26 protein-coding genes and 1 riboswitch are annotated in these 25893 nt (G+C 36.1%); of the genes, 6 read left to right on the plus strand and 20 right to left on the minus strand.

From position 1 onward, the window contains the following. The first annotated feature begins 148 nt into the window (after positions 1–148). Positions 149–562, plus strand: coding sequence for a YslB family protein (locus ACQCPR_RS11945; protein WP_090564119.1), 414 nt, complete (start codon positions 149–151; stop codon positions 560–562). A 383-nt stretch (positions 563–945) separates the two neighbouring features. On the opposite strand, the gene ACQCPR_RS11950 is transcribed toward ACQCPR_RS11945, so the two are convergent. From ACQCPR_RS11950 to zapA, 13 genes are all read right to left on the minus strand, one after another. Next, positions 946–2178 carry an aspartate kinase gene (locus ACQCPR_RS11950; RefSeq protein WP_340930056.1) on the minus strand — a complete coding sequence of 411 codons (1233 nt, stop codon included), beginning with the start codon at positions 2176–2178 and terminating at the stop codon, positions 946–948. 95 nt (positions 2179–2273) lie between these two features. Beyond that, positions 2274–2452, minus strand: a riboswitch (Lysine riboswitch). 190 nt (positions 2453–2642) lie between these two features. Further along, the gene (gene uvrC, locus ACQCPR_RS11955; RefSeq protein WP_340930058.1) at positions 2643–4436 is read right to left on the minus strand and encodes an excinuclease ABC subunit UvrC; all 1794 of its coding nucleotides are present in this window, start codon (positions 4434–4436) and stop codon (positions 2643–2645) included. Positions 4437–4486: 50 nt separating this feature from the next. Next, positions 4487–4801, minus strand: a complete 315-nt coding sequence (trxA, locus tag ACQCPR_RS11960) for a thioredoxin (protein ID WP_090564124.1) — start codon at positions 4799–4801, stop codon at positions 4487–4489. 749 nt (positions 4802–5550) lie between these two features. Next, on the minus strand, positions 5551–6528 hold the full coding sequence (locus ACQCPR_RS11965; protein WP_340930060.1) for an electron transfer flavoprotein subunit alpha/FixB family protein: 978 nt from the start codon (positions 6526–6528) through the stop codon (positions 5551–5553). 100 nt (positions 6529–6628) lie between these two features. Next, a complete protein-coding gene (locus ACQCPR_RS11970) occupies positions 6629–7402 on the minus strand; it encodes an electron transfer flavoprotein subunit beta/FixA family protein (protein ID WP_093496020.1) in 774 nt (257 codons plus the stop codon). A 25-nt stretch (positions 7403–7427) separates the two neighbouring features. Further along, positions 7428–8201 (minus strand): enoyl-CoA hydratase, encoded by a 774-nt coding sequence (locus tag ACQCPR_RS11975; protein ID WP_241596795.1) that lies wholly within the window; start codon positions 8199–8201, stop codon positions 7428–7430. An 18-nt stretch (positions 8202–8219) separates the two neighbouring features. Further along, positions 8220–8801 carry a TetR/AcrR family transcriptional regulator gene (locus tag ACQCPR_RS11980; RefSeq protein ID WP_093496022.1) on the minus strand — a complete coding sequence of 194 codons (582 nt, stop codon included), beginning with the start codon at positions 8799–8801 and terminating at the stop codon, positions 8220–8222. A 213-nt stretch (positions 8802–9014) separates the two neighbouring features. Then, the gene (locus ACQCPR_RS11985) at positions 9015–10709 is read right to left on the minus strand and encodes a long-chain-fatty-acid--CoA ligase (protein WP_427137120.1); all 1695 of its coding nucleotides are present in this window, start codon (positions 10707–10709) and stop codon (positions 9015–9017) included. Positions 10710–11015: 306 nt separating this feature from the next. Beyond that, on the minus strand, positions 11016–11429 hold the full coding sequence (locus tag ACQCPR_RS11990; protein ID WP_340930063.1) for a DUF350 domain-containing protein: 414 nt from the start codon (positions 11427–11429) through the stop codon (positions 11016–11018). A gap of 70 nt (positions 11430–11499) precedes the next feature. Next, on the minus strand, positions 11500–13863 hold the full coding sequence (locus ACQCPR_RS11995) for an endonuclease MutS2 (RefSeq protein ID WP_340930065.1): 2364 nt from the start codon (positions 13861–13863) through the stop codon (positions 11500–11502). A 16-nt stretch (positions 13864–13879) separates the two neighbouring features. After that, positions 13880–15583, minus strand: a complete 1704-nt coding sequence (gene polX / locus ACQCPR_RS12000) for a DNA polymerase/3'-5' exonuclease PolX (RefSeq protein ID WP_340930067.1) — start codon at positions 15581–15583, stop codon at positions 13880–13882. A gap of 822 nt (positions 15584–16405) precedes the next feature. Further along, complete coding sequence (locus tag ACQCPR_RS12005) at positions 16406–16948, minus strand: CvpA family protein (protein WP_090564145.1); 543 nt, start codon at positions 16946–16948, stop codon at positions 16406–16408. 4 nt (positions 16949–16952) lie between these two features. Next, positions 16953–17213 (minus strand): cell division protein ZapA, encoded by a 261-nt coding sequence (zapA, locus tag ACQCPR_RS12010; protein ID WP_090564147.1) that lies wholly within the window; start codon positions 17211–17213, stop codon positions 16953–16955. Between the two features lie 77 nt (positions 17214–17290). Here zapA and rnhC point away from each other — a divergent pair, with 77 nt between their 5' ends. The 3 genes from rnhC (at position 17291) to ACQCPR_RS12025 (ending at position 19455) form a co-directional block, all read left to right on the plus strand. Continuing rightward, positions 17291–18223 carry a ribonuclease HIII gene (gene rnhC, locus ACQCPR_RS12015; RefSeq protein ID WP_340930069.1) on the plus strand — a complete coding sequence of 311 codons (933 nt, stop codon included), beginning with the start codon at positions 17291–17293 and terminating at the stop codon, positions 18221–18223. Between the two features lie 18 nt (positions 18224–18241). Then, a complete protein-coding gene (locus ACQCPR_RS12020) occupies positions 18242–18748 on the plus strand; it encodes a GNAT family protein (RefSeq protein ID WP_340930071.1) in 507 nt (168 codons plus the stop codon). A 215-nt stretch (positions 18749–18963) separates the two neighbouring features. Beyond that, the gene (locus tag ACQCPR_RS12025) at positions 18964–19455 is read left to right on the plus strand and encodes a hypothetical protein (protein WP_340930073.1); all 492 of its coding nucleotides are present in this window, start codon (positions 18964–18966) and stop codon (positions 19453–19455) included. A gap of 286 nt (positions 19456–19741) precedes the next feature. Here the strand turns inward: ACQCPR_RS12025 and ACQCPR_RS12030 are convergent, their stop codons facing one another. The 6 genes from ACQCPR_RS12030 to ACQCPR_RS12055 all read right to left on the minus strand — a co-directional run bounded on the left by ACQCPR_RS12030 (position 19742) and on the right by ACQCPR_RS12055 (position 22667). Next, positions 19742–20821, minus strand: coding sequence for a nitronate monooxygenase (locus ACQCPR_RS12030; protein WP_340930075.1), 1080 nt, complete (start codon positions 20819–20821; stop codon positions 19742–19744). A gap of 47 nt (positions 20822–20868) precedes the next feature. Then, complete coding sequence (locus ACQCPR_RS12035; RefSeq protein ID WP_340930076.1) at positions 20869–21081, minus strand: DNA mismatch repair protein MutT; 213 nt, start codon at positions 21079–21081, stop codon at positions 20869–20871. After that, positions 21069–21212, minus strand: coding sequence for a hypothetical protein (locus ACQCPR_RS12040; RefSeq protein ID WP_340930077.1), 144 nt, complete (start codon positions 21210–21212; stop codon positions 21069–21071). Before ACQCPR_RS12040 ends, ACQCPR_RS12035 begins: the two co-directional genes overlap by 13 nt. 113 nt (positions 21213–21325) lie before the next feature. Further along, a complete protein-coding gene (locus ACQCPR_RS12045; protein WP_340930080.1) occupies positions 21326–21865 on the minus strand; it encodes a GrpB family protein in 540 nt (179 codons plus the stop codon). Continuing rightward, positions 21858–22418: a DUF402 domain-containing protein gene (locus ACQCPR_RS12050; RefSeq protein ID WP_090564157.1), complete on the minus strand. Its 561-nt coding sequence runs from the start codon at positions 22416–22418 to the stop codon at positions 21858–21860. The genes ACQCPR_RS12045 and ACQCPR_RS12050 overlap by 8 nt, the downstream gene beginning before the upstream one ends. Before the next feature lie 15 nt (positions 22419–22433). Continuing rightward, entirely contained in the window at positions 22434–22667 is a 234-nt protein-coding gene (locus tag ACQCPR_RS12055) for a hypothetical protein (RefSeq protein ID WP_340930082.1), read from the minus strand. Between the two features lie 174 nt (positions 22668–22841). On the opposite strand from ACQCPR_RS12055, the gene ACQCPR_RS12060 reads away from it, so the two are divergent. Together ACQCPR_RS12060 and ACQCPR_RS12065 are read left to right on the plus strand one after the other, a co-directional pair. Then, complete coding sequence (locus tag ACQCPR_RS12060; RefSeq protein ID WP_093496033.1) at positions 22842–23981, plus strand: MFS transporter; 1140 nt, start codon at positions 22842–22844, stop codon at positions 23979–23981. Positions 23982–24115: 134 nt separating this feature from the next. Beyond that, positions 24116–24310, plus strand: a complete 195-nt coding sequence (locus tag ACQCPR_RS12065; RefSeq protein ID WP_090564163.1) for a hypothetical protein — start codon at positions 24116–24118, stop codon at positions 24308–24310. Between the two features lie 39 nt (positions 24311–24349). Here the strand turns inward: ACQCPR_RS12065 and ACQCPR_RS12070 are convergent, their stop codons facing one another. Next, positions 24350–25780, minus strand: coding sequence for a sodium:solute symporter family protein (locus ACQCPR_RS12070; protein WP_340930087.1), 1431 nt, complete (start codon positions 25778–25780; stop codon positions 24350–24352). Between the last annotated feature and the right edge of the window lie 113 nt (positions 25781–25893).

Below are 25893 nucleotides of genomic sequence, written 5' to 3' on the forward strand. Positions count from 1 at the left end.
AAGGTATCTTTCCGAATTTCCGTATGGATTCCTCTACCTTTTTTGGATAATAATTTGTTTAAATAATCACAATCTATTCGGTCCCCATTCCTATTTTTTTATGATAAAATAAATAGGCAATAATGATTTTGGAAAGAAGGGTTGCTACTTGAATGAAAAGGAACATTCACATGTAACTTCCTTTGGATATGAGTTAATAAGAGACCATGTGCTTACTTCTATTCTCGGAAAACATGAAAAAGATATATTATATTGGGCTGGGAAGGATTTAGCTCGCAAATTCCCCCTTTATTCAATGGAAGAAGCCGTCACGTTTTTCAACGAAGCTGGATGGGGCACTTTGCATTTAGAAAAAACAACAAAAGATTCAGTTTTCTATACGTTAAGTACATATAATCTACCTAGAAGTGGACAGAGTAGAAGTCATCGATTAGAAGCGGGTTTTTTAGCTGAACAACAACAGAAGCTTACTGGTTATTTAACTGAGTGCTACGATGAAGAAGTTAAAAAGAACGGCTTAGTTACTTTACAAATAAAATGGGATTCTAAAACTAAAGGGTAACAGGATAGTCAGCTAATGACTTTTCCTGTTACCCTTTTCAATAAATAAGCGTATATAAAAGTGTCCCGTAAACACAGGGTTTATGTGGCTTGAAAGATTGAATAATACTACTGATTTCCGTTTCAACGCACTTTCATGTTTCAAAGTTAGCGTAACGATACAGAAACAGGCGGATGCTTTCCACTGGGGAGTGATGAGCTATCTCCCTCGCTTACGCGTCGTTGTGATAAAAATCAAACGGTAATAATATAGCAATAAGTCTGTCCAAAGTCTGCAGAAAACGGTAGAAACAGGTTTTGAACTTTAAGAACCAAGCATCTTTTTACCTGTTTTTTTGATTTTATTTGAGATAGTTTAATTTCAACAGTACTTTAAACTATAAATTATTGTACTGATTGATGCGTTAATGCAAGATCAAATTCGTCATGTAATGCATTAGCAGCTTCTATCATATGCTGCTGAGGTACGACAACTGATACTTTTATCTCAGATGTACTTACCATTTTCACAGGAATATTCTCTTTTCTTAATCGGTCAAACATTTGAGCAGCTACCCCTGGGTTTGATACCATCCCTGAACCAACAATAGAAACCTTAGAAAGACCTACTTCAAAATCTGCGAAAGTAAAACCAAGCTCCTGTTTATGTGTTTCTAAAACTGTAATTGTTTCAGCCAAGGATTCCTTTTTAATTGAAAAAGAAACTGCGGGTTTCACTCCATCAACTATCGACTGGACAATTATATCCACGTTAATATGATTTGCAGCTAAAGTAGTAAAAATAGAAGCTAAAGATCCGTTAAATGGCACCTCGTATTCTATAGTTAATCGAACGATATCGGATTCAAACGCTACCCCACGAACTACTAAATTATTTTCCACATCTACTTCCTCCTTCAAAATCGTTCCTTCTCCATCTTTATAACTTGGGCGAACTCGTAATGGAACCTTGTAGTTTTTAGCGAATTCAACCGCACGTGGATGCAATACCCCTGCACCTAAATTAGCTAGTTCTAGCATTTCGTCATATTCAAGTTGTTCCAACCTTCGAGCCTTCTCGATATAGCGCGGATCTGATGTATAAATACCATCAACATCCGTATAAATATCGCAAATTTCTGCTTTGATAGAAGCAGCAATAGCTACAGCAGTTGTATCAGATCCGCCTCTGCCAAGGGTTGTAATCTCTCCTTCTTCTGATATCCCCTGAAAACCTGCTACAATAACCACTTTATTTGAATCAAGTAAACTATCAATTTTAGCGGGATCCAGTTTCAGTATTTTTGCATTTCTATGTATATCATCTGTTATGAGACCAGCTTGAGCACCAGTCAGAGAAATGGCATCTATCCCAATTGCATTTAACCTAATAGAAAGTAAAGCCATCGTAACTTGCTCCCCATTGGATAAGAGCATGTCCATTTCACGTTTTGATGGTGATTCTGCTAATCCAAAAGCAAGGTTTGATAATTCATCCGTTGTTTTACCCATTGCAGATACTACAACAACAATATCATGTCCTTTATCTTTCTCACGTTTCACTCGAGTAGCAACATTTTCAATTTTTTCAGTTGATTCAACTGAAGTACCGCCAAATTTCATTACAATTTTAGTCATGAACATCCGCTCCCTAATTAATCTGTAAGGATTAAAAAATGCTTTCCACATATTGTGAAAAGCATTGTCTCATACACGGTCCAAAAAATCTGCCCATGTGAGATAGCCCTCCAGAATATAAATTCTGACAATTCTACATCTATTAAATGCAGAACCAACAATAGAATAGGAAAAGCTAATCTATGTTTCGGCGAAAAACCCTTTCCACAGCCATTCTAGGAACTTCCCTTCCTCCTGCTGCGTACTGATGTCTAATCGCACCTCTATCTTCACTTAAAATACAGTGAAATATTCAATTACGCCTCGGTGTAAATGCGTCCAGACTTTGAATTGCGTTTACGCATTAACTCCTTCAAAATCTATGACATCCACCAGAAGCTTAACTTGAATCAGCAATTTTTAACCACGTATTTGCGTCGTTTTTGTGTTGAGTCAAGTTAAATTGTTTCAACCATAACACATGATTATTCAGAAGACAATATATTTTTCTGAAAATGATTAACCATGATCTCTGCTTGCTTACTAGGAAGACCCGCTTCCATAAACTCTTCTTTACTAGCAGCTTGTATTTTCTTTAAGGAACCAAAATGCTTTAATAATAACTTTTTCCGTTGAGGTCCGATTCCTTCTATACCATCGAGCGATGATGCAATAGTATGCTTCCCTCTTTGTTGCCTATGGAATGTTATAGCAAAACGATGGACTTCATCTTGAATACGTTGTAGCAAATAAAAACCTTCACTCGTCCGCTTCATCGGTATTAGTTCCAAAGGGTCTCCATATATAAGCTGAGAAGTTTGATGCTTGCCATCCTTTGCAAGACCTGCAATTGGAATATCTAACCCCAATTCATCCTCTATAATTTCTCGTGCAGCTTCAATTTGCCCTTTTCCTCCATCAATAATAATTAAATCAGGCAGTGGCAAGTTTTCCTTAAGTACACGAGTATATCTTCTACGTACAACTTCGCGCATTGCTCCGTAATCATCATGCTTAGCTGCGGTTTTAGTTTTATACTTACGATAATCTTTTTTGCTGGCTCTACCATCAATAAAAACAACCATTGCAGATACCGCATCAGTCCCATGAATATGAGAGTTATCAAAAGCTTCAATTCGCATTGGAGGTGCAATATTCATCGAATCACCAAGCTGCTCTATCGCGCCTATCGTCCGTTCTTCTTGTCTTTCGATTAAATGAAATTTCTCCGTCAGTGCAATTTTAGCATTTTTTTCTGCCAATTCGACCAGATTTTTCTTCGTCCCTCTTTGTGGTACGAAAATCTTCATTTCTAACAGTTTTGAAGACAAGTCAATATCCGTACTCATAGGAACATAAATTTCTTTTGGTTTAATATGTTCTGACTTCGCATAAAATTGACCTAAAAATGTTATAAACTCCTCCTCTGGATCTCGGAAGATTGGAAATAAAGAAACATCTCTTTCAATAAGCTTCCCTTGTCTGATAAAGAATACTTGAACACACATCCATCCTTTATCCACATGGAAACCAAAAATATCTCTGCTTGTGAAATCATTCATCGTCATTTTTTGTTTTTCCATAACTTGTTCAATATGTGAAATCTGATCACGGTACTCTTTTGCTCTCTCAAATTCAAGCGCTTCTGCAGCTGAATTCATCTTCGTAACCAATTCTTTTTTCACTTGCGTATGCCCGCCATTCAGGAAACTAGTAATTTCATGAATGATTTTATCATAAGCATTTGCTTCAATTTTTTTCACACATGGAGCTAGGCACTGACCCATATGATAGTAAAGACAAACTCTATTCGGCATTTTTTGACATTTGCGAAGTGGATATAAACGATCCAGTAGTTTTTTCGTTTCATGTGCCGCATGAGAATTCGGATAGGGTCCAAAGTATTTCCCTTTATCTTTTTTAACTTGTCTTGTAATGATCAGTCTCGGATCTTTTTCAGCAGTAATTTTAATATATGGATACGTTTTATCATCTTTTAACATAATATTGTATTTAGGATCATGTTTTTTAATAAGATGGAGCTCGAGTATTAAAGCTTCCACCTCAGATGAAGTGACGATATATTCAAAGTCAACAATTTCTTGTACTAATCGAAGCGTTTTCCCGTCGTGAGCTCCTTTGAAATATGAGCGCACGCGATTTTTTAATATTTTTGCTTTTCCTACATAGATAATAGTTCCTTGTCGGTCTTTCATTAAGTAACATCCTGGCTCATCTGGTAGGATGGAACACTTTTGTTCGATCAAATCATTATTCATATTATCACCTGTTTAAAAAAACCGGGTACTATGTAGCACCCGGTTTTGAATTATGCGTTTTTTTCTACTAATTGTACTAATGCTTCTTTTGGTTGGAACCCAACAGCCTTGTCTACAGGTTGGCCATCTTTAAATAATACTAGTGTTGGGATAGACATAATACCGAATTGACTTGCAGTCGCTTGGTTTTCATCAACGTCTACTTTTACGATTTTAACTTTATCGCTCATTTCAGCATCCATTTCTTCTAATACTGGAGCTATCATTTTACAAGGTCCGCACCACGTTGCCCAAAAATCTACTAATACTAAACCTTCTTCTATTTCTGTATTAAAAGTTTGATCTGTTCCGTGAACTATTGCCATATTAAAAATTCCTCCTTTGTCTACTATGTAATGATTATAACAGACAGAAATATCTACATCTACATATTAGCTTGAAAGAAAACAACCGATAACAAAACCGAGCAAAACGCCCGATCCTGTAAGAACATAAACATAGATATACCGTTGACGATTTCCGCTCCGGGCGGACGCTTTCCGTGGGGTGAGCGATGAACCATCCCCTCCGCTACGCGTTCGATGGGTTGTTTCATCTGTCTCACTGTTCCCACTGGAGTCGCCGCCCCTACGCTCCAATCAACCGTGTACACTTTTAGTAAAAAGATAGTTGAATGCAATCTCACTTAATTATTCGTAGTATATTTAGATCCGATGTGTTGAAATGGACCATTATACAAAGAAAATTCACTGTCATCAACTATCTTTAAACAATAGCATTTCTTCTAATTCATATTCGACAACAGTATTAACGCTTTCTAAAATTGGATCAATCTTAACATTGTTTTGTCAAAATTTATATTATAGTACTAAGCTATAATTGATTGTAGTGAAATGTGGCGACTCCAGCGGGAAAAGCGTTAGGCGAAGACCCCGCAGCGCAGCGAGGAGGCTGAGGCAATGCCCGCGGAAAGCGTCCACATGTAACGAAAATCACAGGATTATTCATTCTTTAAAATCTTATGAAGACAGTGTACACGATACATTTTCATATACTTTATTCTACAAAAAAGAAGACTGCCCAAAATTGTAGTTTTGTACAGTCTCCATTATTATTAAGCGTTTACTTTAAGTTTTTTGAACTCTTCTATAAGCATTGGAATTACTTCGAACAAATCTCCAACGATACCGTAGTCTGCAACTTTGAAAATATTTGCTTCTGGATCTTTGTTGATAGCTACAATAATTTTCGAGTTAGACATCCCTGCTAAATGCTGAATCGCTCCAGAAATACCTGCTGCGATATAAAGATCCGGAGTTACCACTTTACCTGTTTGACCGATTTGTAATGAATAATCACAATAATCAGCGTCACAAGCTCCACGAGAAGCTCCAACTGCTCCACCTAGTACGTCTGCAAGTTCTTTTAAAGGTGCAAATCCTTCTTCACTCTTAACTCCGCGACCACCAGCGATAACAACTTTGGCTTCCGATAAATCTACACCTTCTGTAGATTTACGAACTACTTCTTTAATAATTGTACGAAGATTAGTTATATCAACTGACATAGAAGATACTTCAGCTGACTTACTATCATCTTTTGCATGAGGCGCAATATTGTTTGGACGGATAGTGATAAATTCAATACCATCTTTTACTTTAACTTTCTCAAAAGCTTTACCAGAGTATATTGGACGGATAAACACGGCCGCATCTCCTTCACCTTCAATAGAAGTTACGTCTGATACTAAACCAATTTGTAGTTTACTTGCAATTTTAGGAGATAAATCTTTCCCAAGTGCTGTATGACCAAATACGATTGCCTCTGGATTTTCCTGTTCAATCACAGCTAGCAATGCTTGACCATAACCGTCTGATGTATATTGTTTTAAATGTGGATGCTCCACAGTTATTACACGATCAGCACCATATTTTCCAAGCTCATTAGCCAGTTCTCCCACTGAATCTCCTAATAGAACACTAACAACTTCTCCGCCGCTAGAAATTTGTTTAGCAGCAGCGATCGCTTCATATGATACGTTACGAAGAGCACCTTCACGTGCTTCTCCTAATACTAATACTTTTTTAGACATGCTTTTTTCCTCCTAATATTAAAATTATTACGAATCAAATATGCATTGGCACATTTTCTCCTGTGCAAACTCTTCGCAGTACAATATTTGCTGTATGAAGTTAAACGACTTTTGCTTCCGAGTGAAGTAAATGAACTAACTCTTTTACTTGATCAGCTAAATCGCCTTCTAATACTTTTCCAGCTTCCTTTTTAGGAGGTAAATAAATTTCGATTGTTTCTGTTTTTGCTTCTACATCATCTTCATCTATATCTAAATCATCTAATTCAACTTCTTCTAAAGGCTTTTTCTTTGCCTTCATAATCCCTGGAAGAGATGGATAGCGTGGTTCATTTAGACCTTGCTGAGCAGTAACCAATAATGGCAATGAAGTTTCTAATACTTCTGTATCTCCTTCAACATCACGTTTAATTGTTACTGTAGTTCCATCAATCTCTAAGTTTGTAATAGTAGTTACATAGTTAATGCCTAAGCTCTCAGCAACTCGTGGCCCAACTTGTCCGGATCCACCATCAATCGCTACGTTACCTGCTAATATTAAATCCGGATTTTTATCTTTTAAGTACTCAGAGATAATATGTGCGGCTGTAAACTGATCTAACTCTTCTACATCATCTTCTATATTAATAAGTACCGCTTTATCTGCACCCATTGCTAGTGCAGTTCGAAGTTGCTTCTCAGCATCTTCTCCACCCATCGTGAGAACTGTTACTTCTCCACCTTGTGCGTCACGAACTTGTATTGCCTCTTCTATTGCATACTCATCGTATGGATTAATGATGAATTCTGCACCATCTTCTTGAATTTTACCCCCGCTTACTACGATTTTCTCTTCTGTATCAAATGTACGTTTTACTAATACATAAATGTTCATTTAGATATCCTCCCAATGTAAAATATTATTTACCTTTAAATATTGGTTCTCTTTTTTCAATAAATGCAGAAATACCTTCTTTTGCATCCTCTGAAACAAATACAGTTCCAAAAGCATTTGCTTCTGCTTTAACACCTTCATGATAGGAAGCTGGTTTAGCGTACTGAAGCATTTCTAATGCATTTTTAACCGCAATTGGACTTTTCTTAGCAATCTTGACTGCAAGCTTTTTGGCATGATCAAATAATTCTTCTTCCGCATAAGCATGATTAGCAAGTCCTAACTGAGCCGCTTCTTTCCCACTAATAGGATCACTTGTTAACAACATTTCTGCTGCTTTTGCAAACCCTACATAACGGGGTAAACGTTGTGTGCCAGCAAACCCTGGTATTAGTCCTAGTTGTAATTCAGGTAACCCAAGCTTTGCATTTTCTGAAACTAGTCGGATATGACAACTCATCGCAAGTTCAAGACCTCCGCCAAGTGCAGCACCATGAATTGCAGCAATAACGGGTTTCGAGAAAGTTTCCACTCTTTCGAAAATTGTTTGCCCACTTGCAGCAAGCTCAGAGAATGCTGCTCCAGATGTAATCGAGGTAAATTCTTTTATATCTGCTCCTGCGGAGAAAAATCTTCCTTCTCCTTTTAGCAAGATTACTCGAACTGCATCATCATGTTCCACTGCATCTAATAACTCATTGACTTCTAATATAACCCCTCTTGCCAAAGCGTTTGCTGGTGGACGATTTAGTGTTACTGTAGCTACACCATCTTCAATATTCCATGACAGAAATTCCATTTCCCCACTCCCCCTTGGTTAAACTTTTACACCATTTAACAATAGACGATGTACTTTACTTGTTAGATCAACTAAATCATATTTATGCTCGTTCATTACCCAAGTAGTAGTCGTCTCATCAATTGTACCAAAAACCATTTGTCTTGCTAAGCGAATATCTATCGAATGATCAAATTCTCCTTGTTCAATTCCCTCTTTTAAAATTGTATCTAGTAATACTAAATAATTTCTTAAAACCGCATTGATGCGTAATCGCAATGCTAAATTGGCTTGTCTTAATTCCAATTGAGTAACCGTTGCTAAATGATGATCACTTGATAACACCATAAAATGATTCTCAATCATCTTATACAACTTTTCTGATGAACTAATTTCTTGTTGAATAATTTCTTTTAGATTGTCTGCAAATATCTCCATTTTTTCTTCAAACACGGAGACTAAAATTTCTTCTTTGTTTTTAAAATATAAATAAATTGTCCCGTCAGCTACTCCCGCCTGTTTGGCAATTTTAGAAACCTGTGACTGATGGTATCCATTTTCAGCGATAACAATAATTGCCGCGTCAATGATTTGTTTATATTTTGGTTTGTCCTTCTTCATTATGAATTCACCACCAATTAATCAATTACGCTATGGCGTAATTGTGTCAGGACTATGTATTGAGCAAGCTAAATTCATAATCTGTGACATCCGCCAGAGGCTTTCATTTAATTCAGCGTCCGTTATAACTCTTGCTGAAAAAAATAAAAATATGAATGATGATTCATTCATATTTTTATATTATATTTAATTTTGTCGATTGTCAATAATCAATTAACTTGGGACTGTTTGTTTTTGCTTCTCTTTTTCTTCATCTATTAACGTTCTTCTTAAAATCTTACCTACAGCTGTTTTCGGAAGTTCTGCTCTGAACTCATAAATTCTTGGCACTTTAAACGCAGCTAAGTTCTCACGACAAAAAGTGTTTAACTCCTCTTCTGTTACAGTTGATCCCTCTTTAACTACTATAAATGCTTTTACAGTTTCTCCTCTGTAAGGATCTGGAACTCCAGCAACAACGCATTCTTGAATTGCAGGATGTTCATATAATACCTCTTCTACATCCCTAGGATAAATATTATAGCCTCCTGCAATGATTAAATCTTTTTTACGATCGACTACATAAAAGTAACCGCTTTCATCCATGTATCCTAAATCTCCAGTTAAAAACCAACCATCGCGCATAGTCATTTCCGTATCCTCTGGTCGATTCCAATACCCTTTCATTACTTGAGGTCCTTTAACTGCAATTTCTCCGATTTCTCCAAATGGTAATGGAGTCGTTGAATCAACCGCAAAAATTGCTGCTTCTGTATCCGGCCAAGGAATACCGACTGATCCTTTTATCCGATCCTCCGTATAAATCAAATTCGCATGGGTTACCGGGGAAGTTTCGGTTAAGCCGTAGCCTTCTACTAATCTACCACCAGTAATCTTTTCAAACTTTTCTTGTACTTCTAATGGTAATGGAGCAGACCCACTTAAACAAGCACCAATTGAAGATAAGTCATATTTTTGGATATCGGGGTGATTTAATAACCCAATATAAATCGTTGGAGCTCCTGGGAAAATAGTTGGTTTCTGCTTATCTATCGTTTTTAATGCAGTTTCCACATCAAACTTTGGTAACAATACCATTCTATTACCTAGCATAACAGAAAAGATTAAAACAGTAGTCATTCCATAAACATGAAAGAATGGGAGAACTCCTAAAATAGTTTCTTCGCCTTCTTTGCATTTATAGTTCCATACTGTACACATAGTAGTATTCGTTACTAAGTTTTTATGGGTAAGCATAACTCCTTTTGGAAATCCTGTTGTACCGCCCGTATATTGTAATAGTGCAATATCCTCTTCAAAATCAAAATCCATATTAATCGCTTCAGCTTTTCCGACTTTCATAATCTCCGGAAATAAGTGATTTATCCCTCTATGTTCTACTTTAACACTAAACCCGTATTGTTTCTTTTGGATAAAAGGATAGACAAGATTTTTAGGGAATGGTAAATAATCCTTAATACCAGTAACAATAATATTCTCTAAGTCTGTTTCTTTTAAAACTTTTGTTACACGTGGAAATAATATATCCATAGTTAAAATAACTTTTGCCCCAGAGTCCTTCATTTGATATGCTATTTCTCTTTCTGTATAAAGAGGATTTGTCTGAACAACAATTGCTCCCGCATATAATGCACCATAGTATCCAATTACCCCTTGTGGACAATTTGGTAGCATAATCGCTACTCTGTCTCCTTTTTGGATTCCAATCGACTGTAAGTAGTTAGCAAATTTCAATGAAGACTCGTAAAGCTCTTTGTACGATACATCTCTCCCCATGAAATGTATAGCAACCTTGGTAGGAAATTTCCTATACGCTCTAGTTAAGTATTCTTGAACTGGAATATGTTCATAATCGAGCGTGTGCGGAATTTCTGGTGGATATTGTGCTAACCACGGCTTTTCTGTCATATTAATGCCCCCTTTGTTTATAATAGCGTGAATATTCCTATTTTTAATTATAGAGAAAAATGAATGACAATTCAATTCTTTAATTAAAAAGAGTTATTTGACGATTTGCTACTCAACAATAGCAAAAAATAAAAAGACTGTAACGCTCACTCCATCATCATTAAGATTAAAAGTGCTACATTACAGTCTTTAAATACGCTATTAATTTATTATATTAATTTGCAACGATATATATTATACCTACTAAGACAAATAGTAGGCCAACAGCCAATAATATTTTTGACAATTTTTCCATTGTAAACGCTCCTAAGAAATACTTGCACCAATAACAAATGATAACCCGACAGAAATAACTAGTGAAATAAACCCAATTGAACGATTATCGTTTTCGATTTCCTCATCAACATTAAAGCTCGGCGTTAAAAACTCAAATAACAGGTATGCAATAATCAGTAATGTAAACCCAAATAAACCCCAACCTACCATTTCAAAGAATGTATTGTGTTGTTCTATGGAATACCTAAAAATGTTACACACACCAAAAATTTTCCCACCAGTAGCAAGTGCAACTGCTACATTACCTTTTTTTATTTCTTCCCAATTCTTATATTTCGTGACGATTTCAAAAATAACCATCGAAACGAGCAAGCATAGAATAACAACACTAAAATAACCTGCAGACTCTACGAGTGGGTTTGACCAGAAACTGGATAGAACCATACTTAAAAAACCCCTTTTACACTTTTCCTTCTATACGGAGAGCCCGATAAAAAGTTTCATAAATTATATATTATTTTAATTCTACAACTGTTACACCATGGCCACCCTCACCAGCTTCTCCGAAACGAAAGCTTTTCACACGAGAATGATTTTTCAGAAATTGTTGTATAGCTTGTCTTAATACGCCAGTACCTTTTCCATGAATAATTGAGATTCTCGGGTAATTCGCGAGAATTGCATCATCTAAATACTTTTCTGTACGCATTATGGCATCCTCGTAACGTTCACCACGAAGATCTAATTCTAATTTCACATGGGAGTCTCTTCCGCGAATGGAATTCACAGATACCGTCTGTTTTTGTTTCTCTGGTTTAACAAATTCTAAATCTGATTCGTCCAGTTTCATCTTTAACATACCAATTTGAACAGACCATTCCGAGTTAGACAGCTTCTCTAACAGAGTCCCTTTTTGACCGAAGCTTACTACCTTCACTTCATCGCCGGATTTCAACTCTTTTAATGTTTCATTTAACTTTTTTTGTTTCTTCAATACGGGATTATCCGGCAAAGCAGCATCTAGACGTTTTTTCGCATCGATCAATTCATGTTCTTTTACAAACTTATGTGTATTAGCTTGCATTTTTCGCAGTTCACTTATAATGTCATCTGCTTCTCGACGAGCTTCATCAACAATTTTCTTTGCCTTGTCTTTTGCTTTTTGTTCTAGTTTTTCTTTATTTTGTTCTAGTTCAGCTAATCGTAATTCTAAACCTTCTTTTACTTTACGAGCTTCCTCTAAATGTACTTCTGTTTCTTCCGCATCTTTTTCTGCTTGTCGACGACTGTCCTCAAGAGAAGCAATCATAGAGTTCACTTCTCCGCGATCTGTTCCTGTAAACGTTTGAGCTTGGCTGATGATATATTCTGGTAAACCAAGTCGCTCGGAGATCTCAAAGGCATTACTTCTTCCGGGAACCCCTATTAACAGTTTATAAGTCGGACTTAAAGTTTCTATGTCAAATTCAACACTAGCATTAGCAACGCCAGGTCTATTATATCCATACGCCTTAAGTTCAGGATAATGTGTAGTTGCCATTACACGTGCACCTGTGCCATGTACTGCATCCAAAATAGAAATTGCGAGTGCTGCACCCTCTTGTGGATCGGTACCTGCACCAAGCTCATCAAATATGATCAATGATTTATCGTCATATTTTTTTAATATATCGACAATATTAACCATATGAGAAGAAAAAGTACTTAAACTTTGCTCAATAGATTGCTCATCTCCGATATCTGCAAATACTGATTCAAACAAAGCAACTTCAGAGCCATCCAATGCAGGAATAGGAAGTCCACTTTGAGCCATTAATGTACAAAGACCAACTGTTTTCAGTGTAACCGTTTTACCACCTGTATTCGGCCCAGTAATTACAATTGTTGTAATGTCTTTTCCAAATTCGATTGTATTTGGCACAGCTGCCTCTATTGGAATAAGTGGATGTCTTGCTTTCACTAAACGGATATAACCTTCGTTATTAATGACTGGCATCGTACATTTTTGAGCTTGTCCATATTTAGCTTTAGCTAGAATAACATCAACCTCTCCCAGTACATTTACTAATAGAAAGATGTCATGTCCCACTATTTCTACCTCAGCTGTCAATCTAATAAGGATACGATTAATCTCTTCCTGTTCCTTCACTTTTAAGCTTCGAATATCATTGTTTATTTGGACTACTGCTGAAGGTTCGATAAATAATGTTTGCCCTGAAGAGGATTGGTCATGAATTATTCCACCGTAATGACTGCGATATTCCGACTTAACAGGAATTACATATCGATCATTCCGGATTGTAATAATTGAATCTGAAAGCATTTTCGCAGCATTAGCTCCTCTTGTATAGCTTTCTAGTTTTTCTCGCACCCGACTAACTTGAATGCGTAATTGTTGGCGAATAGAGCGCAATGTACTACTAGCACTATCTAATACTGAACCGTTTTCATCTACACAATCATTAATTTCATGTTCAAGAGCTGTTAAAATCGGAATATCTTCCTTTTTTTGAAGGAAGTGTGGAATCTTAACATCTTCCGATTCCGCTACATTTTCTAAAAACTGGCGTAATATTTTGCTTGCACGTATGGTACTTGCAATTTCCATTAATTCCGTAGGGCTAAGCATACCGCCAATTTGGGCACGTTTAGCATGGGGGCGGATGTCTGTCATTCCCCCCATTGGAACATTGCCACGTAACCGAAGAATTGACATACCTTCGTCCATTTCCTCTAATAACTTCGTCACTTCTACAAAATCAACAGAAGGAATGAGGTTATCTATATGGCTTTTTCCAATAGAAGAAGTACAGTAATTTGAAACCTCTTCTCGAATTTTATAATACTCTAAAGTTCTCAGTGCTCTTTCAGCTATCAACCGAGGCACCTCCTAATTATTTCTGGATATATTCCTTAAACTTCTCAAAAGACCAAGTGTTCACAATATTATCTTTACGCAACCAGGCTTTTTGAGCATATCGAACACCAATATCCATATATTTCAGCTGATCGATATGATGAGCATCCGTATTAATGGCTATTGGAACACCTTTTTCTTGGGCTAACTTTAAATATTCTGTGTTCAAATCGAGACGATATGGGTTTGCATTTAACTCCAAAATCTTACCATATTCCTTCGCCCATTCTATTAGTGTTGGAACATCTGGATTATAACCATCTCTTTGTTCGATTATTCTTCCCGTTGGATGCGCTATCATATGTACATATGGATTCTTCAACGCATTTAAAAGTCTCTCCATAATCTTTTCTTGTGGCTGACTAAAACTTGAATGGATAGAAGCTATAACAAAATCTAGTTGCACCAATACATCATCTTCAAAATCAAGTGATCCATCTGGTAGTATATCCATTTCGGTACCAGCAAGTATTTCAATATCTGTATATTTCACATTAAGCTCACGTATGATTTCCATTTGGTTTAATAATCGTTCTTTAGAAAGTCCGTTTGCTACTTTTAAATAGTTTGAATGATCCGTAATCACCATATGAGAATAACCTTTTGCACGGCAGGCTTCTACCATTTCTTCTATAGAATGAGCACCGTCCGACCAAGTACTATGCATATGAAAATCGCCATGTATATCATTATGATTTACTAGTAGAGGTAGCTGATCTAACTTAGAAAATTCCGATCCGTCCTCCCGCACAGTTGGCGGTATAAAAGGTAAGTCAAAGAAAGCATAAAAATCTTCTTCAGAATCAAAATGCTCCACACTACCATCAGGTAGCTCAACCCCATATTCACTGATTTTCTTCCCTTGTTCTTTTGCAATTTGACGCATTTTAATATTATGGTCTTTCGAACCAGTAAAATGATTTAGTGCAGAAGCATACTGGCTTATTTCCACAAGTCGGAAATCGACATCAATCTCTACTTCCACATCTAAAGTTACAGAAACTTTCGTATCTCCAGCAGCAATTATCTTTTTTACAGGAAGTACTTTTAATAATTCTTCTCTTACTTCTTGAGGAGAACTTGTAGCGATTATAAAGTCGATATCCTTACTAGCCTCTTTTACTCTTCTGAACGAACCAGCAACGGAAAATTTATCGATCAAAGAAATAGAAGAAAGTTTGTATTCAATTAGCTCTACGATTGGTTCAATTTGCCAAACAGCAGTTCGTTCCGGTTTAGCTTGAAGGTTTACTATTTCTAATAGTATCTTTTCTTCTGTCTTCTTAGCAAATCCAGGAAGACTTTGGACTTTTCCTTCTTCACACGCAAGCTTCAGCGAATCTATTGAATCAATATGTAATTCCTTGTAAAGCTTGGCGATTTTTTTACCGCCAAGTCCTGGAATCTTAAGCATTGGTAGAAGGCCACTAGGAACTGTTTCTTGTAGCTCCATGAGTAAAGAAGATTCACCGACAGTGGTTAATTCCTCAATTACAGCCCCAGTTGCAGCTCCAATTCCTTTTAAAGATAAGATATTATCCATTTCAGACAAGCTTCTGTCATCTAATTCTAGAACCTGTGCAGCCTTCCGAAAAGCAGATACTTTAAAAGGATTTTCACCTTGTAATTCCATATATAACGCAATTTTTTCTAATGTTTTAATAATCGTCTTCTTATCCAACGATAACACCCCTATCATTTCAATTAGCAATGTAGCTAACCTAACTTAAGATAAATCTGGTAAAAGACATACTTGGTCCTTTATTGGCAAAACCTGTTTCTATCGTTTTCGAAGCCCTTTGGATAGACGTTTTACTATATGATTACCGAGTGAATGCTCTCGGGATGCAGGTTGGTTGTGAAGTTCGTCACAACCAACCTGCATCCCTTTTTTCGATAATCTTATGGCTTTTGTCTATCCGTTGCCCTCCTACAACTCTTAGAAAACAGGTTAGCGCGTTTTTGGATAACGAGAGAAAAGATACTATCTTATTCATAAAGGAAGCTCTCGAAGATACAATTTCGTTTCGCTATTTGGCTTCTTTATATAGTAAACACTTACTACTTCTCTTTATTTCCACTAGTATAAAAGAAAATCTATTCTCTTCTTCGATCATTGGATAATAGCTTTCTAATTGAAAAGCAATTACAAATAATATGACCATCTCTAAAATTTGACCAATCTTATCATCTAAGCGATAAGTTAGGATAAATCTTCTAGTGGAGTACTACACACTGATTGATCTTCGTTACAGGTGGCGACTCCGGCGGGATGAGTGAGATAGATGAGATATCACAGAGACGCGAAGCGACGGTGATAGCTCATCGCTCCCCCCGCGGAGGCCAACAGGATGTTGGTCACGAAGGCGTGGCGCACTTAGCCTTTGTACTCCACCTGAAACGGAAACCAGCTGTATTATTCATTCTTTAAAGTCCCGTGTTCCCGGATGATTTTTATATACTTTCTTATTCCTTCAAAAAAACTTCCCTCTACCGAGAGAAGTTACTTTTCAATATAAATATACCACCAATTTTTAACCATCTCTGATAGGATTGGCGTATGGTCTAACATCCATCCGGTTAAAACTGAACCTGATATTAAGTTTTGGATAATATCGATTGGTAAAAGGGCAAATACATACAGTAGTACAAATATAATAAAATAAAATTCGATAAGTCCTAAAATTGCTCCTACAATATTGCTTACAAAACCTAAAATAGGTAAATACTTTAAAAAGTCAAACATTGAAGCAATCATCTGTAAAGCAAATTTTACAGCAATAAAAATAAGCGCAAAAGCAATAATTCGATAAAATGTTTGAGCCAAATCTAAACTCTCTACTGCAATTGTCAATTTAGAACCGGCAGTTACAGCAGGAAATGGAATCCATAAAACAAATTTATCTGCAAGTGGTTTATAATAAGAGTATGCCACTATTAGTGCTACAATAAATCCTGTCATGTGGATAAGTTGAACAATCAATCCGCGCTTTGCGCCAGTTATTAAACCGCCAACAAGTAATATCAATATAATTATATCTAACATATTTTCAGTCCTTTAACCTTTTCAATTCTTCTTCAAGTAGCTCTAATTGTTCTTTTACTTTTATGTAATCATGTACAGTATTTACAGCTGTGAGCACTGCAAGCTTTGCAATATCTAGCTGACCGTTATGTGAATGTATTTCTCTCATTTTATCATCCACTATTGAAGCTACTAGTCTCATATGGCCTGAAGATTCAGAACCTACCATTTTATAATTCTGTCCATATATATCAACCGAAATTCGTGTTTTTTCCTGTTCTGACAAAGCCATACCCTCCTCAGAAAATCCTAATACTAATAATAACACGAAATAGATTACGATGTGAAGAAAGGAACGAACGAATGTCAAACGAAGTCTTATTAATGAAGCCACATGAAATAGAAAAAGTAAAATCCTATTATATGAAGTTCAAGGTAGAACGCTCTGCCCCTGGTGTTGTTTTTGCTGCAAAACTAGTAGATACAGCTATTACCATCTATAAATCGGGCAAGGTAATGTTTCAAGGAAACGGTGCTACTCGGGAGGCATCTCTTTGGGGAACAAGTTCTACTAAATCTTCATCAACAAGTGTAGCTAAAGGAGACGTTTTACCTGCTAATTTTTCCTCATTGTCCGTACTAGGTTCTGATGAAACAGGAACTGGTGACTATTTTGGTCCTATTACAGTTGCTGCTTGTTATGTTCATGCAAACCAAGTAGAACTAGTGAAAGAATTAGGTGTTAAGGATTCCAAGATGCTAACGGACGATGTGATGCGTAAAATGGCACCTGACTTGATGGCAACACTAACTCATAGTGTCTTGGTGTTGAATAATGAAAAATACAATGATATACAATCTCGTGGGTGGTCTCAAGGAAAAATAAAAGCACTCATGCACAACCAAGCACTAAAGCATGTGTTAAAAAAAATGGAAACAGAAAAACCCGCATATATATTAATCGATCAATTTGCAGAGCGTGGCATTTACTATAATCATCTTAAAATGGAGAAAGAAATCATCCAAGAAAATGTTTTGTTTTCTACAAAAGCTGAGCAGCTTCATGTTGCAGTTGCAGCGGCATCCATTATTGCAAGATATGCATTTTTAAAGGAAATGGATCGTTTGACTGAAATAGCAAATACCACGATACCGAAAGGAGCAAGCGCAAAAGTCGATGAAATAGCAGCTAATATTTATTTGAAGCACGGAGAGGAATTTTTAAAGTCCATCACCAAATGGCATTTTGCTAATACTGGAAAAGCGATAAAAATTGTAAACAAGCGACGATTTTAGCATTGGAGTCGAACATAATTGGAAATTATTTATGAAACAGAACGGTTGTATTTATGCGTATTTGATCAATCACATATAGAGGCAGCAAAACAATTTTGGGGTGATGAAGAAGTAATGTCATTATGTGATGGGCCTTCTGCACATGAGTTGCTTCCCAAAGTGATAGAAGGATATCGTAAATTGCAAGAAGATAGAGGTTTATCCGTTTATGCAGTAATAGAAAAAGAATCGGATGAAGTAATTGGAGCTGTTGGTTTTAATCCATCTGATTCTATGGAAGTAGTAGAGCTAATTTATCATTTTAACAAAATCAAATGGGGAAATGGTTTTGCAACAGAAGCTGCGGTTGCTTGTCTAAAGCTAGCTAAAAATAAAGTAAATACTAAAATCATCACTGCATCAGCAGACCCCCTAAATCAAAGTTCATTAAAGATTTTAGAAAAAGTTGGTTTTACTTATAGAGGAATGAAGTGGTTTGAAGATACTGAGCAAGAAGAGCCTTATTATGAGTATTTACTGAAATAATCGCAACAACCTAATGACTCAATTGATCTCATAAAAAGTGGAGTAATATGAAAATTCTTAACATAGAAGTACAACCCAATGGACGATGTTGTTTGTGAAACCGGCCACTTTTCCTCCTAAAGCTCCTATCATTGCAAATTAGTACAGATAACACAAAACCATAGAAATGCATAACATGTATCTGTACATGTTTAAATAGCGATGGAGGTTAGAGTATGGTAAATTTTCAAGCTTTTCATGGTACTGTTACCATGATTAGTGATTTTATGACTGGGTCTAATGGTGAAGGAGAAGGTTGTTATACATTAATGTCCGTAGATAACGGCAATGGAACTTCAGTAAATTTCGTGGTGTCCCCCACTACTTATTTTGTAGACCATGTAATGATAGTAGTTGGAGATAGGGTGACAGGATACTATGATGCAAATGCACCTGTTCCTCTTATTTATCCACCACAATATCGAGCACTTGTTATAGCAAAAGAAAATCCAAATCAAAATGTGAAAGTAGACTACTTCAACAGCCAGTTTGAAAGTAGTGATGGTCAATTAAAATTAAATATATCACCATATACACCAATATTATTGACAAATGGGCAAGCTTTTACAAGAAATCCCGCAAACCGAAATCTAATTGTAATTTATGGTCCTACCACAAGAAGTATCCCTGCTCAAACAACACCCTATGAAATTATTGTTTGGTGTTAGAAATTTTCGAAAGGCATTATATAAATTAATGAGGCTGGGACAAAAGTAGAAATTTTATTGAATAAGGAGAAACCTTTACTAAATAATGGATATTTAATAAAATTGATTGGAATGGAGGGGCGACTCCTACGGGAATAGCGTGAAGCCTGAGACTACAGGCTCAGGCCACGCCCGTGGAAAGCGTCTCTGGAATGTAAATCAATTTTGTGCATAGCAAAAAAACAGCATTTTTCTCACAGAGAAAAATGCTGTTTTGGTTCTGTCCCAGCCTCATATTCTTTTATACTCACACCAGATTATCTGTTACTATCCTCGCTTCATCCATAACCCTTTGAACAAGTTGTGCCACAGTATCGACTCTAGCAAGTTTCGCATTTTGGCCAGCCCATAGTGACATATAATCTTGGTTATTTTGATTCGCAGATGCCTTTCGAATCGTTTGGGTTAGTGAATTTTGTATTGGAAAGTTTGGAATAACGTCTTTATATTGTTCCATCTCCATTATATATTTATTTTTAATCCCCCTTGCCCATTTTCCAGAAAAAGCACGAGTTAAAATTGTATCCCCATCCTTTGAGCACAGAATTGCTTCTTTATGTATGGGATGTGCACCACTTTCTTCACAAGTCAAAAAAGCAGTACCCATTTGGACAGCTTTTGCTCCTATACTTAACGCCGCTACCAGTCCATGTCCGTCCATTATGCCTCCAGTTCCAATCACAGGAATTTTTACTGTGTCTGCAACCTGTGGAATTAAAGACATCAAGCCAATTAAGCTATCTTCATGACTAGATATAAAGTTCCCCCTATGCCCTCCAGCTTCACTACCTTGCACAACCACTGCATCCATTCCAAGCTTCTCAATAGAGATTGCCTCTGCCACAGTTGTAGCTGTTCCAATTGTAGTTATATTAAGTTGTTTAAATTTTTCCATCACATCTGCAGTCGGGACACCAAATGTAAAGGAGCAGATTGGTACTCCTTCTTCTATAACTACGTTTATTTGCTGCATATACGAAAGAAAAGCATTGTCCACGTTCGGAAGATTGATATTCTCTTCAAATATATTTAGTTCCTCACGATATGTGTTTAATAAACTATTCACCATTTTAACTTCATTTTCCAATATTTTAAATTTGCTTGGAACAAATAGATTTACCCCAAAATTATTTGTAGTAAGTTGCTTTATCTCTCGAATCTGTTCCCGCAATTGAATAGGACTCATATAGCCTGCTCCGATCATTCCAAGTGCTCCATTGTTGGAAACAGCAGCAACGAGTTTCGACGTAGTAATTCCTCCTGCCATAGGAGCTTGAATAATCGGATAATCTATACTTAAAAGTCTTGTAATCTCATTTTCAAACATATATTACACCCCAATACTTATCATTAACCTTGTCAGAATTAAATACTTTATTTCTTTTTTACTTTCCAATCATCATAGTAATTAGCATCCAGTCCCAAATCATTAGTTTTTAGCCATTCAAATGCTTTCAACACTAATGGCGAAGCATTTTCAACAGAAATTTCTTCTTCTGTAACCCATTCGGCACCAAGTGAGTCCTGCCCTTCAAACTGTTCGGGCGCTACTAGATTACCACCTATTTGCTTTACTAAATAAAACACTGCAATATGGTGAACATCCGTCCAATCTTTCCAGTCCGATGAAACATAAAGTCAGCAATTCCAATACTTTTAATAATTTCAATTTCTAGACCAGTTTCTTCTAGAAACTCTCTTTTCATAGCAATAGTCAAGCTTTCTTTTTCTTCTAAACTACCCCTGGTAAATCCAAACGATTGATGTATGGACCTCCATTTTTGTTAATAACGAGTAGCCTTTCATCTTGGAAACAAACACCATATACCCCTTATGCTCTGTAAAACTTCCTTGCTTCTATACTATTAAACCAATCGATCGCTTGTTGTTCAATCTCTTTGGCTAATTCTTCTTTCCCATTAATATAAGCTGCCATGTCGTAAGGAAATTGTTTTGCCAACATTTTTTTAAAATCACCATAATTCTTTGCAATAACAGGGTGCTTTCTTAAAAAATTTCGAAATGCAAGATGTCTTTCAATTTCAGGATTTCCCATTTCATACATATGAACATGGTGTGTTCGATTGTCTCCACCTTTTTGGAAGTATCTACGTCCTGGAAGGCCATTTTCTCCTTTTGGCTCATAGCCATTTGCAATCATCACATCGTTATAAGCATCAATTTTTGTTATATCTCGAACAACCGGTATAATATCAATAATTGGTTTTGCACTCAAACCATCTACAGAAGTGCTTCCAATATGATGAATTACTTGAATTTCTAAGCCAAAAATCTTTTGAAGCAGTATTACTTCATCTTCAAACTTTTTCTTCCAATCTTCTACATATTCTTCTACTACTACTCTACGCATGTTCATTTTCCACCTTTTGCAGATGTCCTTCTAACAATTCTTTATGAGCATTAGAATATCTAAGAAGCGTAAATTGTTCTTCCTTAATACATTTAGTAATTCTAGTTGCTTCATCTCGTGCTAAATCATACTTTTGCTGATTGATACTTCCACTTTCTAAGGCTTCTTCCAATTCATCATCGTCCAATTGAATAATTTCTCCTGTTGGCAAGACAACAATATCTAAAATTAAATCATCCACCCAAGGAACATTATTTTCGATTCCGATTTCGTAACATATATCAATATACCATTGCACGATTTCCCCATTAGCATCGAACATCGTAGTGACGGAATAATTTTTCCCTATCGGAAAATGCTGTAGCCACATATAATGATCATCTACAATACAAATTCTTTTTTCACCGTACTGTACCCATAGTGGCTCGGTAACCTTTACCATATTTATTAATGTGATATGTCCTGTAAATTCTTTTTTCTCTACGTAAGATTTTGTATACTCTCTTTGAATAATTCGTTTCCAATCTGAGCGATCTCCATATCTTCTAAACATCTAAACACACACCCTCTATTTTTTTCGCTCATTTCCACGTTTAAAGTTCCCTGTTATTTTTGCTAAAATTAATTGCACTTCTTTATCATTTCCTGCCAATTCTATTCTTTTTAAAAACTTCTCTCCCTCTTTCCCTTTTAATATTTTCACGCGCTTTCCATGAAATTCTATGAAAACCGTATTATCCTTAGATATCTTATAACTAAAAGGGTTTTCTTCTAAACGATTTCTTTTGTCAATTCCATCCATCTATTCTCCTCCATACTTCTTTACTTTTTACATTCTCTTAAAATTGTATTTTCCCTCTTTTATTTCTAATATAATATCCGAACCTAGTATTATTCCTCTGCCTTCCGTATAATTCCCTGATAAAATCAGTTACAATGAAATAAATTATTTTAGTTTTACTTAAGGAGAATTTATTTGAAGGTACAAGTTTTATTAAAAGGGTATAATTTTTTGTTTTTCGGCTTACTCGCCCTATTTATTCCTTTTTTGCCTGTTTATTTGGGCGAACAAGGATTATCTACGAGTGAAATAGGAATAATCATCGGAACTGGTGGATTTGTGACATTATTTGCTCAACCCTTATGGGGGTTTATCAGTGATAAAACAAAAACAATCCGTAAAGTGATGCTAATACTTGTTTGTTTGACTGCAGTTTCCGGTTACTTTTTATTTAACTTCGATAGTTTTGTGTTACTAATTATATTTGCGCTATTAGTGTATTTTTTCCTAATGCCTCTTGATCCGTTAACTGAGAGTTTAAATTTCACTGTTTCGGAAATGGCTCGTATTAGCTATGGGTCCATACGTACATATGGAGCACTAGGATATGCAGTTTTGTCTTTATTGGCTGGATTTGCAATGGATTATTTTGGGGTTAGCAGCCTATCGATCTTATTTGTTTTATTGGGACTTCTATCGTTTGGAATTGTTTGGTTCATGCCTGATGTACAAGCCTCAGCAAAGCCAGTGACTATTGAGGGGTTAAAAACAGTATTGCGCAACAAAGAAATGCTTTTATTTTTAACATTAATCTTTGTAAGTTCCGTACCTGCTCGTATGAACGACACCTTTTTAGGAATTCATATTAAAGCTCTAGGAGGAGATACATCCCTGGTAGGAATTGCCTTTTTCTTAGCAGCTACCAGTGAGATCATTATCTTTGCACTTAGTTTCTGGTGGCTTAGAAAGGGTAAGGAATTAGAAATTATTACAATAGCTACGTTCTTTTACTTCTTACGTTTTTTTGTATCAGGTTTTATAACTAGTCCGGTTGCTCTTACATTGTTGCAGTTATTGCAGATGTTGACGTTTCCAATTTTCTATACTGCTGCTATTCAGTACTTGTATAACATTATGCCAAAGGAATGGCGTGCTACAGGCCAAACTGTTCTTGCATTATTATTCTTTGGATTATCTAGCATTATTGCTTCATATGCAGGAGGATTTCTCTATAAGGAGTTTGGAGGACAGACATTTTACTTCATCATTTCAGCTTTGTCCTTCATCGGAGTCGTATTTGGTATACTGTTGACTGTTCGGAAACGAAAAATATAAAATATTTCTCCTTCTGTTGAATGATGATTATTCCCCTCAAAAATGGGTATTAAAAATACATAGACTTAAAATTAGTACCTTTTACTAAACTTTCTTTATTTTACCCAAAGAGATTTTGGTGGGGGGTGATTAATTTGAGAAGAGCCTACGGGGTAATCAAGCTATCTTCTTATTTAGATACAGTTGGATACCCACTAACTGAAGAGGAAATAAATGTTTTAATCATTAACAAAGAGATTCCTCACTTAAGACCAATGGCAAATATGATTGTCTTTAATTTGGATCATATTGATTGGTGGATTAATCAGAAACAAATTTCTCCAAAATGATAACCCTGCGTAAAATGCAGGGTTTTTCATTTTGCTATATCAACTCATTTCTCTCGATCCAATCATAATATCTTCTGAGGCAAATAATTTAGAAAATAATATTGTCAATATAACAGATGCAAGTACCCCCCATAAAACACCTAGTATTAGAGAGACAATTGCACCAGAGATTATACCGATTCGAGCACCCCAAACAGAAACTTGACTATTCTTCATACCCATTTCAAAAGTAGAGTTTCTCTTACTTTTCCAGATTAATCCTACAATTAATACAGGAACCACTCCTCCCCCGGCCATAGAGTAAGCTAGAGAAAATAAATCAATTATAGAATCCGCCCAAATAGCAGTTACAATAGTGAATATCCCAAATACAACTACACTAATTCTTGTTAACTTGAGGTAAAACAAATCCGTTTTTTCTTTCATATTCGGAATAACTAAATCATTGATGATTACAACAGCAGCTGAATGAAGTAATGATGACGCGCTTGATATAGCAGCCATGAAAATCATGATAAAGAAAGCTAGAGCAGCTAATTGTGTCATTTCTTCTAGTATCAACCACGAAATAGCATTATCCGCATCGAGAGTTGGATTTTGAAGCTTAACTACCAATCCACTAACAGTTGCTAGAGTCGTAAAGATAATTGCTACAATACCACTTATCAGCATAGCACGACTTGCTGACTTTGAACTTTTAGACGCAAAGCAACGTTGCCAATAAACTTGAGCAGCTAATATTCCTAAAGTTCCTGTCACAAAAAGTGTTACAACCTCCATTACAGATAGATTCATCTGAACGAGTTCACTTGAACCGACCTCAGCTAACCCGGTCTTCAAATTTGTATAACTAAAGTCAATACGATCAAATACTTGAAAATAGAACCACACTGCTATAGCAATGAGTATCCCTCCTTGTATGAGGTCAGTCCATACTACTGAATACATCCCCCCTACTGCTGTATAAATAATAAATACTGCAGAAAACACTAAAATCATTAGAACAGGGTCAGCACCAGTAAAGGTTGAAAACAAAGCCCCCATCCCCATTGCCTGTCCACTGACCCATGCTATCATTATGGATGAAGTCAAAATAGCAACTAGACTACGAGTAATGCGATCTCGCACGATTAAATCATTTATCATTTCTGCCAACGTTTTATATGTAAATTTTGCTGCAAACCCCGCAAATACTAAAGCAAATAGTATCTTTGCCCCCTGTTCTCCAACTACAAAAGGAATATTAGCTATTCCAATCTCATAACCCTTTGAAGAGTGACCAACAAAATTCCCAACACCCATAATCGTAGCAATATCCGTGAATAGTAATAAGAAAAAAGGTAGCGACCCACCCGCTATTGCATAGTGAGCGAAACTAGCATCTGCCTTCTTTTTAAAGAAAAACGACATTCCTATAAAAAATAAGGATAATACGATAGTCAATGTCCATGTCCAAAAGCTTATACCCATCAAACCCCTCCTTATTTCTCTCTTCCCTGTGTGCCACACAATTCAAACACTATTCTGAATATATTTTAAAAATTCTATAAAAAAAGAGCAACACCTAAAATCGGCGCTGCTCA

Origin of the sequence: Psychrobacillus psychrodurans (assembly GCF_050209195.1) — a bacterium.
Taxonomy (GTDB): Bacteria; Bacillota; Bacilli; order Bacillales_A; family Planococcaceae; genus Psychrobacillus; species Psychrobacillus psychrodurans.

Coding starts and splice junctions, on each gene's coding strand:
- ACQCPR_RS12025 (WP_340930073.1), top strand. CDS start 18,964: ATGGTAAATTTTCAAGCTTTTCATGGTACTGTTACCATGATTAGTGAT.
- ACQCPR_RS12005 (WP_090564145.1), bottom strand. CDS start 16,948: ATGTTAGATATAATTATATTGATATTACTTGTTGGCGGTTTAATAACT.
- ACQCPR_RS11965 (WP_340930060.1), bottom strand. CDS start 6,528: ATGTCTAAAAAAGTATTAGTATTAGGAGAAGCACGTGAAGGTGCTCTT.
- uvrC (WP_340930058.1), bottom strand. CDS start 4,436: ATGAATAATGATTTGATCGAACAAAAGTGTTCCATCCTACCAGATGAG.
- ACQCPR_RS11970 (WP_093496020.1), bottom strand. CDS start 7,402: ATGAACATTTATGTATTAGTAAAACGTACATTTGATACAGAAGAGAAA.
- ACQCPR_RS11980 (WP_093496022.1), bottom strand. CDS start 8,801: ATGAAGAAGGACAAACCAAAATATAAACAAATCATTGACGCGGCAATT.
- rnhC (WP_340930069.1), top strand. CDS start 17,291: ATGTCAAACGAAGTCTTATTAATGAAGCCACATGAAATAGAAAAAGTA.
- ACQCPR_RS12050 (WP_090564157.1), bottom strand. CDS start 22,418: ATGTTTAGAAGATATGGAGATCGCTCAGATTGGAAACGAATTATTCAA.
- trxA (WP_090564124.1), bottom strand. CDS start 4,801: ATGGCAATAGTTCACGGAACAGATCAAACTTTTAATACAGAAATAGAA.
- ACQCPR_RS11975 (WP_241596795.1), bottom strand. CDS start 8,201: ATGGAATTTCTGTCATGGAATATTGAAGATGGTGTAGCTACAGTAACA.
- ACQCPR_RS12055 (WP_340930082.1), bottom strand. CDS start 22,667: ATGGATGGAATTGACAAAAGAAATCGTTTAGAAGAAAACCCTTTTAGT.
- ACQCPR_RS12030 (WP_340930075.1), bottom strand. CDS start 20,821: ATGTTTGAAAATGAGATTACAAGACTTTTAAGTATAGATTATCCGATT.
- ACQCPR_RS12045 (WP_340930080.1), bottom strand. CDS start 21,865: ATGCGTAGAGTAGTAGTAGAAGAATATGTAGAAGATTGGAAGAAAAAG.
- ACQCPR_RS12070 (WP_340930087.1), bottom strand. CDS start 25,780: ATGGGTATAAGCTTTTGGACATGGACATTGACTATCGTATTATCCTTA.
- ACQCPR_RS11985 (WP_427137120.1), bottom strand. CDS start 10,709: ATGACAGAAAAGCCGTGGTTAGCACAATATCCACCAGAAATTCCGCAC.
- ACQCPR_RS11990 (WP_340930063.1), bottom strand. CDS start 11,429: ATGGTTCTATCCAGTTTCTGGTCAAACCCACTCGTAGAGTCTGCAGGT.
- ACQCPR_RS11950 (WP_340930056.1), bottom strand. CDS start 2,178: ATGACTAAAATTGTAATGAAATTTGGCGGTACTTCAGTTGAATCAACT.